The sequence below is a fragment of the Streptomyces sp. NPDC005262 genome, from assembly GCF_042872425.1.
GTDB lineage: Bacteria > Actinomycetota > Actinomycetes > Streptomycetales > Streptomycetaceae > Streptomyces.
This window is the reverse complement of the sequence record NZ_JBIAKK010000010.1, coordinates 239,188-254,682: the sequence shown is the minus strand read 5'-3', so window position 1 is coordinate 254,682 and position 15,495 is coordinate 239,188. Positions and strand designations below refer to the sequence as shown.

General features: G+C 68.6%; 12 protein-coding genes and 1 tRNA gene. 5 read left to right on the top strand and 8 right to left on the bottom strand.

Annotated elements, in window-relative coordinates; genetic code table 11:
• Positions 1–82 precede the first annotated feature (82 nt).
• Positions 83–1,717, bottom strand: a complete 1,635-nt coding sequence (locus ACFYP5_RS24685; protein ID WP_389039781.1) for a beta-N-acetylhexosaminidase — start codon at positions 1,715–1,717, stop codon at positions 83–85.
• Positions 1,718–2,043: 326 nt separating this feature from the next.
• On the opposite strand from ACFYP5_RS24685, the gene ACFYP5_RS24680 reads away from it, so the two are divergent.
• Both ACFYP5_RS24680 and glmS read left to right on the top strand, forming a co-directional pair.
• A complete protein-coding gene (locus ACFYP5_RS24680) occupies positions 2,044–2,319 on the top strand; it encodes a hypothetical protein (protein ID WP_277326331.1) in 276 nt (91 codons plus the stop codon).
• Positions 2,320–2,363: 44 nt separating this feature from the next.
• On the top strand, positions 2,364–4,193 hold the full coding sequence (gene glmS, locus ACFYP5_RS24675; RefSeq protein WP_030923412.1) for a glutamine--fructose-6-phosphate transaminase (isomerizing): 1,830 nt from the start codon (positions 2,364–2,366) through the stop codon (positions 4,191–4,193).
• A 103-nt stretch (positions 4,194–4,296) separates the two neighbouring features.
• On the opposite strand, the gene ACFYP5_RS24670 is transcribed toward glmS, so the two are convergent.
• Positions 4,297–4,869: an acetate uptake transporter gene (locus ACFYP5_RS24670; protein WP_389039778.1), complete on the bottom strand. Its 573-nt coding sequence runs from the start codon at positions 4,867–4,869 to the stop codon at positions 4,297–4,299.
• A gap of 183 nt (positions 4,870–5,052) precedes the next feature.
• A complete protein-coding gene (locus tag ACFYP5_RS24665) occupies positions 5,053–5,574 on the bottom strand; it encodes a universal stress protein (RefSeq protein ID WP_327423298.1) in 522 nt (173 codons plus the stop codon).
• A gap of 961 nt (positions 5,575–6,535) precedes the next feature.
• On the opposite strand from ACFYP5_RS24665, the gene ACFYP5_RS24660 reads away from it, so the two are divergent.
• The 3 genes from ACFYP5_RS24660 (at position 6,536) to ACFYP5_RS24650 (ending at position 8,583) form a co-directional block, all read left to right on the top strand.
• A complete protein-coding gene (locus ACFYP5_RS24660; RefSeq protein ID WP_389039774.1) occupies positions 6,536–7,771 on the top strand; it encodes a helix-turn-helix domain-containing protein in 1,236 nt (411 codons plus the stop codon).
• Between the two features lie 10 nt (positions 7,772–7,781).
• On the top strand, positions 7,782–8,384 hold the full coding sequence (gene orn / locus ACFYP5_RS24655; RefSeq protein WP_389039771.1) for an oligoribonuclease: 603 nt from the start codon (positions 7,782–7,784) through the stop codon (positions 8,382–8,384).
• A 126-nt stretch (positions 8,385–8,510) separates the two neighbouring features.
• Positions 8,511–8,583 (top strand) — tRNA-His (locus ACFYP5_RS24650).
• Between the two features lie 120 nt (positions 8,584–8,703).
• On the opposite strand, the gene ACFYP5_RS24645 is transcribed toward ACFYP5_RS24650, so the two are convergent.
• The 5 genes from ACFYP5_RS24645 to ACFYP5_RS24625 form a co-directional block, all read right to left on the bottom strand.
• A complete protein-coding gene (locus ACFYP5_RS24645; protein WP_389039768.1) occupies positions 8,704–9,735 on the bottom strand; it encodes a LacI family DNA-binding transcriptional regulator in 1,032 nt (343 codons plus the stop codon).
• Between the two features lie 297 nt (positions 9,736–10,032).
• Positions 10,033–11,508 (bottom strand): GH1 family beta-glucosidase, encoded by a 1,476-nt coding sequence (locus tag ACFYP5_RS24640; RefSeq protein WP_389039766.1) that lies wholly within the window; start codon positions 11,506–11,508, stop codon positions 10,033–10,035.
• A 166-nt stretch (positions 11,509–11,674) separates the two neighbouring features.
• The gene (locus ACFYP5_RS24635) at positions 11,675–12,595 is read right to left on the bottom strand and encodes a carbohydrate ABC transporter permease (RefSeq protein WP_389039763.1); all 921 of its coding nucleotides are present in this window, start codon (positions 12,593–12,595) and stop codon (positions 11,675–11,677) included.
• A gap of 15 nt (positions 12,596–12,610) precedes the next feature.
• Positions 12,611–13,609, bottom strand: a complete 999-nt coding sequence (locus tag ACFYP5_RS24630) for a carbohydrate ABC transporter permease (protein WP_389039761.1) — start codon at positions 13,607–13,609, stop codon at positions 12,611–12,613.
• Between the two features lie 211 nt (positions 13,610–13,820).
• A complete protein-coding gene (locus tag ACFYP5_RS24625) occupies positions 13,821–15,149 on the bottom strand; it encodes an ABC transporter substrate-binding protein (protein ID WP_030923391.1) in 1,329 nt (442 codons plus the stop codon).
• Between the last annotated feature and the right edge of the window lie 346 nt (positions 15,150–15,495).

Genomic DNA, 15,495 nt, shown 5'->3' with positions numbered 1-15,495 from the left:
GTCCCGATCGCCGGACGGGCCCGAAGAATCGAGCCCGTCCGGCGATCGAGGACGGAGGCGTCGGCCGGACCGCCCGGTCACCTCACTTCGCGGGCCACGGCACCTGCGCCGACCGGTAGTAGTCGATCCCCAGCGCCGAGAACCTCGGCCCCTGAGCGGCCAACCGCACCTTGTACGTGTCCCAGTCATGCGTGGACGCCGGTGACCAGCCCAGCTCCGCGATGCCCGGCAGCCGCGGGAACGCCATCTGCTCGATCTCGTCGCTGTTGGTCAGCGTCTCCGACCAGATCGGCGCCTCGACACCGAGGATGGAGCTCTGCGGGGCGCCCTCGAGATACGTGCCGGGGTTCCAGTCGTACGAACGCTGCACCTCGACGTAGCCGGCCCAGGCCAGCCCCAGCGCGGTGTCCTTGTTGTACTTCATGTCGAGATAGGCCCGGTCCGCCGGCGACAGCACCAGCTTCGTGCCGTTCTTCGCGGCGTCCGCCACCTGCTTGCGCTCGGCGGCGCCCGTCTCGTCGTAACCCCAGTACTGCGCGACCGCGCCCGCGACCGGCGTGGCCCCGGTCAGCTGGTGCCAGCCGACCACGGTCTTGCCGTACTTGCCGACGATGGCCTGCGCCTTGTTCATGAACACCACATAGTCGTCGTGGCTGGTGGAGTGCGCCTCGTCGCCACCGATGTGGATGTACTTGCCCGGGGTGAGCGCGGCCAGCTCGCGGATCACGTCGTTCACGAAGTCGTATGTGACGGCCTTCGGCGCGCACAGCGAGCTGAACCCGACGTTCGTGCCGGTGTAGAGCGGCGGGGCGACCCCGTTGCAGTTCAGCTCGGCGTACGAGGCGAGTGCCGCGTTCGTGTGGCCCGGCAGATCGATCTCCGGCACGACCTCCAGATAGCGCGAGGCCGCGTACCGGATGATCTCCCTGTAGTCGCTCTTCGTGTAGTAGCCGCCGGCGCCGCCGCCGACCTCCGTCTGCCCGCCGTACGTGGCAAGCCGCGGCCAGGAATCTATGGCGATGCGCCAGCCCTGGTCGTCGGAGAGATGCAGGTGGAATTTGTTCATCTTGTAGAGGGCCAGCTGGTCGATGTAGCGCTTGACCTCGGTGACCGAGAAGAAATGCCGGGAGACATCGAGCATCGCGCCCCGGTACGCATAGCGCGGCGCGTCCGTGACCGTGCCGCCCGCAACCCTCCAGGGGCCCGCCTGACGGCTTTTCTTCTCCACACCGGCCGGGAGCAGCTGACGCAGCGTCTGGACGCCGTGGAAGAGCCCTGCCGGGCCACGCGCGGTGATGGTGACGGATCCGCGGCCGGACTTCAGCGTGTAGCCCTCCGCGCCCAACTTGCTGTCGCGGGAGCCGAGCTGCAGCCGGATGCCGTCGCTGCCGCCGCTGCCGGTGACCGGCAGGGCATACCCGGTGGAGGGGCGCAGTACGCCCGCCAGATAGTCGCCGATCTTCCGGGCCTCGTGGGAGTCGCGGTCGACGCGGATCTTCGTTCCCGCGCTGATGACATAGGGGGATCCGCCTGCCTTCACTTCGGCTGGGGCAGGCACGATCTGCCCGAGCGGTCGGGGCGCGGCGGCGGCCGGGCCGATGCTCGCCGCCGCCGCTCCCGGAGCCGCGCCGGCGCTGGAGATGCCGGCCGCCGTGACGAGCAGCAGTGAGCCGAGAAGACGGGGAAGGGCGGTGCGCTGTGTCCTGTGCAGTCTCACAAGCCGGGTCCCTTTCGACGGGTTCACACCTGTGGATCTCCTGAGAAACGAACCATCACCATGCGTATCGTGCGACCCACGCGCGGTCAAGGTGTAGACCACTTCCCCCTTTTACGGCCGACGGAATCTGACGCGCAGCGGAAATCATCCGGTCGGGACGGGGCCCGGATCCTGAAGCGACGCTGAGCGACGCCACGACCACATGGAGCGATTCCACGACCTCTCGGCGCCACTCCGCACCCGCTGGAGAGTGCAATCGCACTCACCTTTGCCCGATATCGGGCAGAATTGTTGCGTACGGCCTCCATTAACCGCAATATCAACGAGTGCTCGAACGCCGCCCGTCACATGACGACCTCATCGATCACCTGGTTCGCTCCACCACGCTTCAGCGCGGAGAAGCAGCCCGGGTGATCCTCGACGTGCTGGCGTACTTCGACGAGACGACCGACGACTTCGTGCGCCGCCGCCACCGGGAACTGCAGTCCGGCGGCCTGGTGAACGCGGAGATCTTCGAACGGATCGCGGCCGAACTGCCGCACCGGGCGGTCGCACCGCCGGAGCTGTCGCTCCGTCAGCTGCGCCGCATCGTCTACGGCTGAACAACGGGCACTCACCAGAACGTCGATGGAGGGGCAGAGATCATATGTGCGGAATCGTCGGATACATCGGGAAGCGTGACGTGGCTCCGCTGCTGCTGGAAGGACTGCAGCGGCTGGAGTACCGGGGTTACGACTCCGCGGGCATCGTCATCACGGGCAAGGCCTCGGCCGGGAAGCCCGCCGCGCTGAAGATGGTCAAGGCGAAGGGCCGGGTCCGGGAGCTGGAGGCCCGTATCCCCAAGCGCTTCACCGGCACCACCGGTATCGCCCACACCCGCTGGGCCACCCACGGCGCCCCGAGCGACGAGAACGCACACCCGCACCTGGACGCCGACCACAAGGTCGCCGTCGTCCACAACGGCATCATCGACAACGCCTCCGAGCTCCGTGCGAAGCTCGTCGCCGACGGCGTCGTCTTCCTCTCCGAGACCGACACCGAGGTACTGGTCCACCTGATCGCCCGCGCGCAGGCGGACACCCTGGAGGAGAAGGTCCGCGAGGCCCTGCGCTCGATCGAGGGCACGTACGGCATCGCCGTCATGCACGCCGACTTCAACGACCGCATCGTCGTCGCCCGCAACGGCTCGCCGGTCGTCCTCGGCATCGGTGAGAAGGAGATGTTCGTCGCCTCCGACGTCGCCGCGCTGGTCACCCACACCCGCCAGGTCGTCACCCTCGACGACGGCGAGATGGCCACCCTCAAGGCCGACGACTTCCGCACGTACACCACCGAGGGTTCCAGCACGACGGCCACGCCGACCACCGTGGAGTGGGAGGCCGAGTCGTACGACATGGGCGGCCACGACACGTACATGCACAAGGAGATCTCCGAGCAGGCCGACGCCGTCGACCGGGTGCTGCGCGGCCGGATCGACGACCGGTTCTCCACCGTCCACCTGGGCGGTCTCAACCTGGACGCCCGCGAGGCGCGTGGGGTCCGCCGGATCAAGATCCTCGGCTGCGGCACCTCGTACCACGCGGGCCAGATCGGCGCCCAGCTGATCGAGGAGCTGGCCCGTATCCCCGCGGACGCCGAACCCGCCTCCGAGTTCCGCTACCGCAACCCGGTCGTCGACCCCGACACCCTGTACGTCGCGGTCTCCCAGTCCGGCGAGACCTACGACGTACTGGCCGCCGTCCAGGAGCTCAAGCGCAAGGGCGCCCGCGTCCTCGGCGTGGTGAACGTGGTCGGCTCGGCGATCGCCCGGGAGGCCGACGGCGGTACGTACGTCCACGCGGGCCCCGAGGTCTGCGTCGTCTCCACCAAGTGCTTCACCAATACGGTGGTCGCGTTCGCGCTGCTCGCCCTGCACCTCGGCCGGATCCGCGACCTGTCGGTCGCCGACGGCAAGCGGATCATCGAGGGCCTGCGCAAGCTGCCCGCCCAGATCACCGAGATCCTCGAGAACGAGGACGAGATCAAGAAGCTGGCCGCGGAGTACGCGGACGCCAAGTCGATGATGTTCATCGGCCGGGTGCGCGGCTACCCCGTCGCCCGTGAGGCCTCGCTGAAGCTGAAGGAGGTCTCGTACATCCACGCCGAGGCCTACCCGGCGTCCGAGCTGAAGCACGGCCCGCTGGCCCTGATCGAGCCCGCGATGCCGACCGTCGCGATCGTGCCGGACGACGAACTGCTGGAGAAGAACCGCGCCGCGATGGAGGAGATCAAGGCCCGCAGCGGCCGGATCCTCGCCGTCGCACACCAGGTGCAGGAGAAGGCCGACCACACCATCGTCGTACCGAAGAACGAGAACGAGCTGGACCCGATCCTGATGGGCATCCCGCTCCAGCTCTTCGCGTACCACACGGCGCTGGCCATGGGCCGCGACATCGACAAGCCGCGGAACCTCGCGAAGTCCGTCACGGTCGAGTAGCACGCGCGGCAGTACGCCGGACAGGGAGCGGCCCCGCACCACGCCACCACGGGTGCGGGGCCGCTCTCTCGCGTCGGCCGGGCCGTGCCGGCCGAGGGCTGCCTCAGCCGGTGGCCGTCACACCTCGGCCGGCAGCGCGCTTCGGGAGCACCGTCGGCCATTTGGCCAGCGCCGCCGTCGCCCCGTACCAGGCGGCGAGACCGGCCACGGCGGCGAGCCAGCCGCCGACCTTACCGAGCCCGTCGCTGCCCGCGAACTGCCCGACGCCCAGGAGCAGAAGCCCCAGGAAGAGCAGTCCGTACATCCCCTGGGCGAGCAGACCGCCGCCGGCCGAGCCGAAGGCCAGGCTGAGTGCGAACAGCGCCCAGAGCAGCAGGAACATGCCCGCCGCGTGACTGGAGACTTGGGCATCGGCACCGGTGCCCCAGGTGAACCAGAAGGCGCCGAGTCCGACGAAGGCCGTGCCCGTGAAACCGCTGCCGGCGCGGAACTCCAGCAGTCCGGCGACGAACAGGGCTATACCGCCGACATACAGCGCGAGCGAGACGGCGTCGGCCGCCGTCACACCGTCGATGACCCCGGTGTGACCGATACCGAACGCCAACAGGGTGAGTCCCAGGGCGAGATGGCCGAGGATGGAGGTGCTGCTGTTTCCCGCAGAGACGTCATTGTCCACGGCGGGCTCCCTTCAAAGGCAGTGGTGCTGTTTCCCGTGACCCTTATGTACCCTTCACAAGCGCACAATTCACCTCTACGGGCGAGTAGATTGCCGGTTTCCGACAGCGAGTTGACGCCACGTCGGAGAACGAGGGGGCGGCGAGCGATCGCCGGGGGTCCGTCAGGTATTACGGGACAGCTCTCAGGGAATGACCACGACCGGGCGCTGCGCGCGCCGCGCCAGCCGCCCCGCCACCGAGCCGAAGATCCGGCCGACGATGCCGTGCGTGGAGCCGACGACGATCGCGTCGGCCGAGTACTCCCGGCCCACGTCCTCCAGCTCGTGGCAGATGTCGCCGCCCCGCTCGACGAGTACCCACGGCACCTCGGAGAGGTAGTCCGCACAGGCGAGCTCGAGCCCGAGGACCTCGGTGCGGTGGTCGGGCACGTCGACGAAGACGGGCGGCTCACAGCCTGCCCAGACCGTGGTCGGCAGCCGGTTGGCGACATGGACGATGATCAGGCCGGAACCTGATCTCCGGGCCATCCCGATGGCATAGGCGAGGGCTCGCTCACTGGACGTGGAGCCGTCGAAGCCGACCACGACCCCATGCCGGAAGGCGGGATCGCAGGAATGGCGTGCTTCTTCGACCGCCTGCTGGTCCGACAGAGGGTCGGCTACCTGCTTGCGGTCCGCGGGTTCGGGGATTTCGTGACCGGCCATCGGTGTCTCGGCGAAGAGAGTCCTCGTGAGGAGTGAGCAACTTGGGGAAGGTGTATCAGCGGGCGGTGATGCGGTGTCCGGGAATCATCTTCCCAACCCCTTACCCCCAAGGGTACGGCGCCACTCCTCCACTGCCCAGACCCCCGCAAAGCGCGTGCGACGTTCCAGGGAGCATGCCCGAGGCGGCCCCGTATGGCAATGCCGGTTGCGTAGTACATCGAGCTCGCGTGAGCAGGGGACCGCACTCGGTGACCGGCGGGCGGGCGAGCGCCACCGGCCACCCGCCGGCGCCGCGGAGTTACGGCATCGCACCGAGGCGCACCGACCGGGGCACCGTGGCGGAGCGCTGCCGGGAAGCGCACCCCGGCGGTGTTCAGCTGTTCACCGGAGCCGCTCGCCCGCGTGGCGTTCGGCACACCCACCGACCCGCCCGTCGCTGCACCCACCGACCGGATACCGCCATCCGTCCCGGTTCCGCCGCGCCCCTCGCGGCCTGCCGGATCCCGCCCCGCCCACCTGGCCCCGGGGGCGTACGGGCACAGTCGTGTCGTCAGGGTTGTGCGCCGGTCAAACGACGGATTCAGACTTGCGCAACCATATATTTTCAGCCAACTTCTCACCCCTGCCCATTCCTTGGGTAATTGGCCGATCAACCCCCTTGCCACCAGGCAAGAAGAGACCAGGCGGTACGCTTCCACCCGACGGGGACGGGCCACGAATGCGAGGCGCACTTCCCTGCACGGCTTCTGAGTGAAACGCTTCGTGATCGAATGCTTCCCGCCAAGTTGCCTTGTCGACATAGCGCTGGTTGGTCAACTTGTCACGCCGGCACCGCGGGACGCAGTAGATTCGATCTTGGGTGCCGAAGACTGGGGACTCGTGCAAGACCGAGGGGAAATGTGCAGGAGCGACAGGCCCGTAAGGACCAGGGAGACGCGAACACCGAGGGGGGCTTAGCGTCATGAGCCAGGACTCCGCCGCCGCAACGGAGGCTGTACGGAAGCTCAGCGGGCGACGACGTCGGGAAGTCGTCGCCGTGCTGCTGTTCAGTGGCGGCCCCATCTTCGAGAGCTCCATCCCGCTCTCCGTGTTCGGGATCGACCGCCAGGACGCGGGAGTTCCGCGCTACCGACTGCTCGTCTGCGGCGGGGAAGAGGGTCCGCTGCGGACCACAGGGGGACTCGAACTCACCACGCCCTACGGGCTGGAGGCGATCAGCAGGGCAGGCACCGTCGTGGTGCCCGCCTGGCGTTCGATCACCTCTCCGCCGCCCGCCGAGGCCTTGGACGCGCTGCGCCGTGCCCACGAGGAAGGGGCCCGCATCGTCGGGCTGTGCACCGGGGCGTTCGTGCTCGCCGCCGCGGGCCTGCTGGACGGCCGGCCGGCCACCACGCACTGGATGTACGCACCGACGCTGGCCAAGCGCTATCCGTCGGTCCATGTCGATCCGCGTGAGCTGTTCGTCGACGACGGCGATGTGCTCACCTCCGCCGGGACGGCTGCCGGCATCGACCTCTGTCTGCACATAGTCCGCACGGACCACGGCACGGAGGCCGCCGGTGCGCTGGCCCGCCGGCTCGTGGTCCCGCCGCGGCGCAGTGGCGGTCAGGAGCGCTACCTCGACAGGTCTTTACCTGAGGAGATCGGCTCCGACCCGCTCGCCGAGGTCGTGGCCTGGGCGCTGGAGCATCTGCACGAGCAGTTCGACGTGGAGACGCTGGCCGGGCGCGCCTACATGAGCAGGCGGACCTTCGACAGGAGGTTCCGTTCGCTCACCGGCAGCGCACCGCTCCAGTGGCTGATCACCCAGCGGGTGCTGCAGGCGCAGCGGCTGCTGGAGACGTCCGACTACTCGGTCGACGAGGTCGCGGGCCGCTGCGGCTTCCGCTCGCCGGTCGCGCTGCGCGGACACTTCCGGCGCCAGCTGGGCTCCTCCCCCGCCGCGTACCGGGCCGCCTATCGGGCCCGCCGTCCGCAGGCCGGGGCGCCGGACCCGGTGGCGACCGCGATCGAGACGGTCGTGCCCGCGCAGGGCACCTCCGCGAACCGGAGGCCCGGTGCGACGGGGGCCCCGTCGAGCGCCGGGGCCGCGGCCCCCACGGCGGTCGGTGCGGGTCAGCCGGAGCACGGGAAGCCCGGGTCCGATGCCTACGCCACGGGACGCCCGACCCTGCCGGGGCAGCGCAGCGCCCCGTAGGGTGGGGCGTATGAACGATCGCATGGTGTGGATCGACTGCGAGATGACCGGGCTCTCGTTGACGGAAGACGCACTCATCGAGGTGGCCGCACTGGTCACCGACTCGGAGTTGAACGTGCTCGGCGAAGGGGTGGACGTCGTGATCCGCCCGCCGGACAGGACCCTGGAGACGATGCCCGAGGTGGTGCGGCAGATGCACACCTCCTCGGGCCTCCTCGACGAGCTGGCCGGCGGCACCACCCTGGCCGACGCCGAGGCCCAGGTGCTGGCCTACGTGCGCGAGCACGTGAAGGAGCCGGGCAAGGCCCCGCTCTGCGGCAACTCGGTCGGTACCGACCGCGGCTTCCTGGCCCGCGACATGGCGGCCCTGGAGGGCTATCTCCACTACCGGATCGTCGATGTGTCCTCGATCAAGGAGCTGGCCCGCCGCTGGTACCCGAAGGCGTACTTCAACAGCCCGGAGAAGAACGGCAACCACCGGGCGCTCGCGGACATCCGTGACTCCATCACGGAACTGCGGTACTACCGGGAAGCTGTCTTCGTACCGCAGCCCGGACCCGACTCCGAGCAGGCGAAGGCCATTGCGACACGCCTGACCCAGCAGTCGGCTTAGGACCTTGGGAAGCCGCTGGTCACGAGTGTTTCAACGCCTGGGATCAGCGGCCGAACAACAAGGGCGCGAGCACCCTCTCGGACCCTGTACACTTTTTCTCGGCCGGTCAGAAAAAGACCGGACATGGTGGGTATAGCTCAGATGGTAGAGCACCTGGTTGTGGTCCAGGATGTCGCGGGTTCGAGTCCCGTTACTCACCCTTGAGGGAAGGGCCCCGGTCTTCGGACCGGGGCCCTTCTCGTGTGCCCGCGCGACTGAGACTCCCTCACCAGGCCCCTGTGTGACGGTCGTCACCCCGGCCTCCGGACCGGGGCGTCCGTCAGGACGAATCGCGGACGACGAGCTCCGTCGGGAGGACTATCTGCGGGCGCTCCTCGTTCTCGCCCGCGATCTCCTGGAGCAGCACCCGCGTCATCACCCGGCCCATCTCCTCGATCGGCTGGCGCACGCTGGTGAGCGCCGGGTCCATGTGACGGGCCACGGCCGAGTCGTCGAAGCCGATCAGCGCCACATCGTCCGGGATGCGCCGGCCCGCCTCACGGAGTACCTGACGGGCGCCCGCGGCCATCACGTCGGAGGCGGCGAAGACCGCGTCCACATCGGGGCGGCGGGCCAGCAGCTCCCGCATGGCACGGGCGCCGCCCTCCTCGGTGAAGTCGGCGCGGGCGATCAGCTGCTCGTCCGGACCGAGACCGGCCGCCGCGACCGCCTTGCGGTAGCCGTCGAGGCGGCGCTGCGCGCCGTACACATCGAGGCGCCCGGTGATCGTGGCGATGGAGCGGCGGCCGCGGGAGATCAGATGGTCGACGGCGCCACGGGCGCCCTCGAAGTTGTCGGAGTCGACCGCGGCGAGTCTCTCGGAGGCGGATCTGCGGCCGCTCATCACAGCCGGCATGCCGAGCTGCTCCAGGAGGTCCGGCAGCGGATCGTCGGCGTGCACGGAGACCAGCAGCACACCGTCGACACGGTGCGCCGTCAGATACTGGGCCAGCCGCTTCCGCTCGCGGTCGTTGCCGACCAGGGTGAGCAGCAGCTGCATCTCGGTGTCGGCGAGGGCCGCGCCGACACCGCGGACGATGTCCGAGAAGTACGGCTCGGCGAAGAACCGGGTCTCGGGCTCGGGCACGACGAGGGCGATGGCGTCCGTGCGGTTTCCGGCGAGTGCGCGGGCCGCGCGGTTGGGTACGTACCCCAGCTCGGCGACGGCAGCTTCGACCGCCTCACGGGTGTGCTCGCTCACCCGCGGCGAGCCGTTGATGACCCGCGAGGCCGTGCCACGCCCGACTCCGGCCCGTGCCGCGACCTCTTCGAGCGTGGGCCGCCCGCCGCTCCGTACTCGCGCTGCCGCCATGGCTGCCTCCCGTTCGCGGTCAACTTCTCACAGTCGGATAACCAAACCAAGTCCACCTGTTGGACCCCGTGACACCTGCCCGACCTCGGAAGGTCTGCCGGGTCCCAATTATGGGAGCGCTCCCACCATACGGGATGGCGCTACCGGGTGCAGGCGGCCATGAGGTACCGGATCTGCGGATACGCATCCGGGAGCCGTCCGGACAACGGGAGCTGCGGAAACGACGGAGACCCGGCACGGGGCCGGGTCTCCGTCGTCCGTCACGTGCGTCTGTCCACCGGACGGCGCTCAGAGAAGTCAGAGGAGTTCGGAGGCCGGGGGAAGTGCGTGACGGCGGATCACATCGGCGTACCAGTGGGCGCTCGCCTTGGGGATGCGGCGCTGGGATGCGTAGTCGACGTAGACCGCACCGAAGCGCTTGGAGTATCCGTACCCCCACTCGAAGTTGTCCATCAGCGACCACAGGAAGTAGCCGCGGACATCCGCGCCGTCGGCGACGGCCCGCTGGACGGCGTCGAGGTGGCCGTGCAGGTACTCGATCCGCTCCGGGTCGTCGACCCGGCCGTCGGACGAGACCTGGTCGTCGAAGGCCGCACCGTTCTCGGTGACCATCAGGGGCAGGCCCGGGTGGTCGCGGGTGACGTCCATGAGCAGCTCGTACAGCCCCTCGGGGTCGATCGCCCAGTTCATCGCGGTGCGCTTCTTGCCCTCGGAGAGGTGGAAGGCGACCTGTTCGGAGCCGGTCCACGGGGAGTGGTCGCTGTTGCCGTGGCCGTCGTCGCGGGAGTCGCCCCTGCCCTCTTCCGGCGTGGAGACGATCGTGGGCGTGTAGTAGTTCACCCCCAGCACATCGATGGGGCGGGAGATGGCGGCCAGGTCGCCGTCGTGGACCAGCTTCGACCAGTCCACCACGTGCGAGGTGTCGGCGATCAGGTCCTCGGGGTACGCGCCTCGCAGCATCGGACCCGTGAAGATCCGGTTGCCGACGGCGTCGATCCGGCGGGCGGCGTCGACGTCGGCGGCGCTGTCGGTCAGCGGGCGGACCTGGTGCAGATTGAGGGTGACCGAGGTCTGCGCTCCAGCGGGGAGTCGTCCGCGCAGTACCTCGATCGCCCGTCCATGGGCGAGGTTGAGATGGTGTGCCGCACGCAGGGTGGCCGCCGGTTCGGTGCGGCCGGGGGCGTGCACGCCGGAGCCGTAACCGAGGAAGGCCGAGCACCACGGCTCGTTGAAGGTGGTCCACACGGGGACCCGGTCACCGAGGGCGCCGGCCATGATGGCGGTGTAATCGGCGAAGCGCTCGGCGGTGGCCCGCTCGGGCCAGCCGCCCGCGTCCTCCAGCTCCTGGGGAAGGTCCCAGTGGTAGAGGGTGGCGACAGGGGTGATGCCCGCCTCGAGGAGCTCGTCGACGAGCTTGCGGTAGAAGTCCAGGCCGCGTTCGACGGCGGGGCCGCGGCCGGTGGGCTGCACCCGGGACCAGGAGACGGAGAAGCGGTAGGCCTTCAGCCCCAGCTGCTTCATCAGGGCCACGTCGTCCCGGTAGCGGTGGTAGTGGTCGGCGGCGACGTCACCGGTGTCACCGGCCAGAACCTTGCCAGGGGTGTGACTGAAGGTGTCCCAGATGGAAGGGGTGCGGCCGCCCTCGGCAGCCGCGCCTTCGACCTGGTAGGCGGCCGTGGCCGCTCCCCAGACGAAGCCCGTCGGGAAGAGTGTCGTCGAGTTCGTTGCCTCGGATGCCGGCTTCGGGGTGATGTCAGGTCGTACGGCAGTCATGCGGGAGCGCTCCCATGTGTGGACGGAACAGAGGCAGGGCGAGGCAGAGGAGGTAGGGGTGGGGCTCCGGGCCCGTACGGCCTGTGGTCGGGGGCAGGCCGTACGGGACATCCGGGACGGGGCGACGGGTGACGGACCATCACCCGGTGGGCCGGGTGCCGTCGGGTCAGCCCTTGACGGCGCCGGACATGATCCCTCCGACGATCTTCTTGCCGAAGATCACGAACACCACGAGCAGCGGCAGCGTGCTGATCAGCGCACCGGCCATGACGATGCTCTGGTCGGGGGTGTAGGACGCGCTCAGCTGGCCGAGGGCCACCTGGAGCGTCGGGTTCTCCTGGTTCAGGGCGAGATAGGGCCAGAAGAAGTCGTTCCACGCCTGCACGAAAGTGAGCATCCCGAGCACCATCATCGCGGGGCGGGCCACCGGGAGCACCACGCTCCGCACGATACGGAAGTTGTTCGCACCGTCGATCTTGGCGGCCTCGATGAGCTCGTACGGCAGCGCCTCCGACAGGTACTGGCGCATGAAGAACACCCCGAACGCGCTCACCAGGGTCGGGAAGATCACCGACTCCAGATTTCCGCCCCAGCCGAGGTCGGACATCATCATGAACAGCGGGACGACACTGAGCTGCGGCGGGATCGTCAGCGTGGCGATGACCCCGGCCATCAGCCCGTTGCGTCCGGTGAACCGCATCTTAGCGAAGGCGTAACCGGCCAGCGTGCAGAAGAAGAGCGTCGCCGCCGTGATGCAGCTGGAGACGATGACGCTGTTGACGATCGCCTTGCCCAGATGTGCCTGGCTCCAGGCCGCGTCGAGGTTGTGGAACAACCGTCCGCCCGGCAGGAAGGGCGGTGTGGAGGCCAGCACCTCGTCCTGCGTGTGGGAGGCGGCCACCAGGGTCCAGTAGAGCGGCAGCAGCGAGCCGATACCGACGACGGCCAGGGCGATGTAGGCGAACGGACCGCCCTGCAATTGCTTGCCGGCGCCGGGCTTGAAGCGGCTCGGGCCCTTCTGGAGGCGATCTGCGGAACGTGCCGGGAGGCCGAGCTCCGGGACTTTGGTGGGGCTGGTCATGGTCATGGATATCGCTCCCGGTCAGACCGCGGACTTGCGTACGAAGCGGCCGATGAGCCAGTTGACCGCGGCGATGATCAGCAGGAGGGCGAGCATCGCCCAGGCCACTGCGGCGGCCGGACCGAGATGCCCCAGGTTCCAGCCGTAGTTGTAGAGGTAGACGCTGAGGGTCTCGTACTGATTCTCGTTGCCTCCGGTCGCACCGAGGGTGCCGCCCTCCAGCAGCAGGGGCTCGCCGAACAGCTGCATGGAACCGATGGTCGAGATGACGATCGTGAACAGGATCGTGGGCCGCAGCGAGGGGATGGTCACCTTGCGGAACTGCTGCCAGCGGGAGGCTCCGTCGAGCGACGCCGCCTCGTACAGATCGGTCGGCACGGCCTGCATGGCGGCGAGGTAGATCAGCGTGTTGTAGCCGGTCCAGCGCCAGATCACGATGACGGAGATCGCGATCTTGGACGTCCAGTGCCCGTTGGCCCAGTTGGTGTGGCCGAGGCCGACGAACTCCAGCGCCCAGTTCAGCAGACCCCCGTCGGCCCGGAAGACCAGGGCGAAGACCAGGGCCGCCGAGGCCACGGAGGTGGCGTACGGGGTGAGGATGACCGTCCGCCAGAAGGTGCTGGCGCGGAGCTTGTAGTTCAGCAGATGGGCCAGGCCCAGTGCGACGAGCAGCTGCGGGACCGTCGACATGACGCCGATCAGGAAGGTGTTGCTGACGGCCGTCCAGAACTCCGCGTCGTGCAGGATCTTGTCGAAGTTGTCCCAGCCGACCCATTCCATCTGGTTGAGTCCGGTCATCTCCACCCGATGCAGGGCGATCCAGCCGGTGTAGATCAGCGGATAGAGCCCGAAAGCACCGAAGACGAGGAAGAACGGGGCTATGTAGGCGTACGGCGACGCCTTGTCGTCGAACCGCCAGAGCCGGCTCCGCCACGTCTGTCGGCGGGCGTTCAGTGGTGTGTGCTGGGAACCGCGGGGTGGCGGGGCGTATGCATCCCGGGTGGGAGTCGAGGTGGCCACGGGCGGGAGTCCTTCCCTGGATTGCTGGTTACCCGGGTACGGGGCTGGATGGGCCGAAGGCGCGTGCGGTGGGCTCGCACGGGGCGGCCGGGGAGATACCCGGCCGCCCCGTGCACGCCCATCGGGAGACGGGCTGTGCGCGGCCCCGGTGCCCCGCGGGGTGGGGACACGCAGGTGCGGGCGGCCCGGGGGCCGCCCGCTGCTGCGAGGGTCAGCCGATCGCCTTGTCGATCGCGGTGGTCGCGGCCTTCCAGGCGTCGTCCGGCTTGGTGCCGCGCTGCTCCATGTTGTTGATCTGGGTGGAGATGCTGTCCTTGATCACGCCGTCCTTCGGGCCGAGAACGGTCTCGGGGATCGACTTGGCCTCACCGGCGTAGATCTCACCGATCGGGGCGTCGTTGAAGTACGGGAGCTTCGCGGTCTTCACGTCCGGCAGGTCGTACGCGAGCTTGTTGGACGGGAAGCTGCCGATCGCCTTGAAGACGGCGGCCTGCTGCTCGGGGGCGGTCAGCCACTTGACGAGCTTGGTGGCCTCGTCGACGTGCTTGCCCGACTTGGGCACGGCGAGGAACGAGCCGCCCCAGTTGGCGGCGGTCGCCCCGGGGGCGGTGGTGATGTTCCACTTGCCCTTGTTGCCCTCACCGGCGTTGACCGAGATCTGACCGGCCATCCACGCGGGGCAGGCCACGGTGGCCATGGTGCTCTTGCGCAGTGCGGCATTCCACGGGGGGCTGAACTGGGCAAGGCCCTGCGTCAGCTTCTTGTCCGCAGCCTCGGCCGCCAGGTCCCAGCCCTGCTTGACGCTGGGGCTGTCCTTGTAGATCGGCTTGCCGCTCTCGTCGTAGTACTGCTTCGCGTTGGAGCTCACCACGGCGTTGTACATCGCGCTCGCGGAGTCCATGAAGAAGGTGCCCTTGGGGGCGGACTTCTTGTACTCCTCACCGAGCTTGAGGTAGTCCTCCCAGCCGCCGGCAACCTTGGCGGCGACCTCCTTGGGGTCGGTCGGCAGACCGGCCTTCTTGAAGAGGTCGGTGTTGTAGCAGAGCGACATCGGTCCGATGTCGGTACCGGCGCCGATCACCTTTCCGTCGGGCGTGGTGGCCTGCTTCTCCTTCCAGGACACCCAGTCGTCGACGTTGATCACCTTGCTGAGGTCGGCGAACTGGTCCGCCTTGGTGTCGACGATCTCCTTGATCCGGCCGACCTCGAGGCCCTGGACGTCCGCCAGGCCACTGCCCGAGTTCAGCTGCTGGAGCAGCTTGGGGTAGTAGACCTTCTCGTCGGCGGTGGCGTCCTCCTTGACCGTGATGTTCGGGTTGAGCTCGTGGTACTTGGCGAAGAGACCCGCTTCCTTGTAACCGAACTGCCCGAAGTCGGCGACGGTCAACGTGATCTTCCCGTTTGCGTCGGAGCTCCCGCTGGAGTCCGATGAGCCCGAGTCGCTGCATCCGGTCAGCAACAGGGCGGTGGCCGTCAGGCCCGTGGTGGCCACCAGCGCGGCTTTGCGACGCCGGCCGGCGTCGGTGCGGGTGATACGCATTCCACTACTCCTTGTTCCAGGGCGGGACTGGCGTTCTGACTGCGCGCCGTACGCGCAGGTGGGTGCAAGTGCCAGATGGTGCAGGGGGGAAGACACGGGCAGTGCTGTCCGCGCGAGAATTTCCCGTGCGATGTGGGAGCGCTCCCATGCGCCGATGCCGGAAGGTTGCTGCCTCAAGGGGGTGGGTGTCAAGAGTTGAAGACGGTTCCGTTGCCCGAGTGTGTCCTGCAAGTCACGCGACCGTGTCCGGTCGAAGCCTTGCCTAAGCGTTCCGGCACCGTCCGCGGACAGCGCGTGCTCGTGAATACTCCCAGGCCGGCGAGGGACTGGGGCCGGGAAGAGTGCA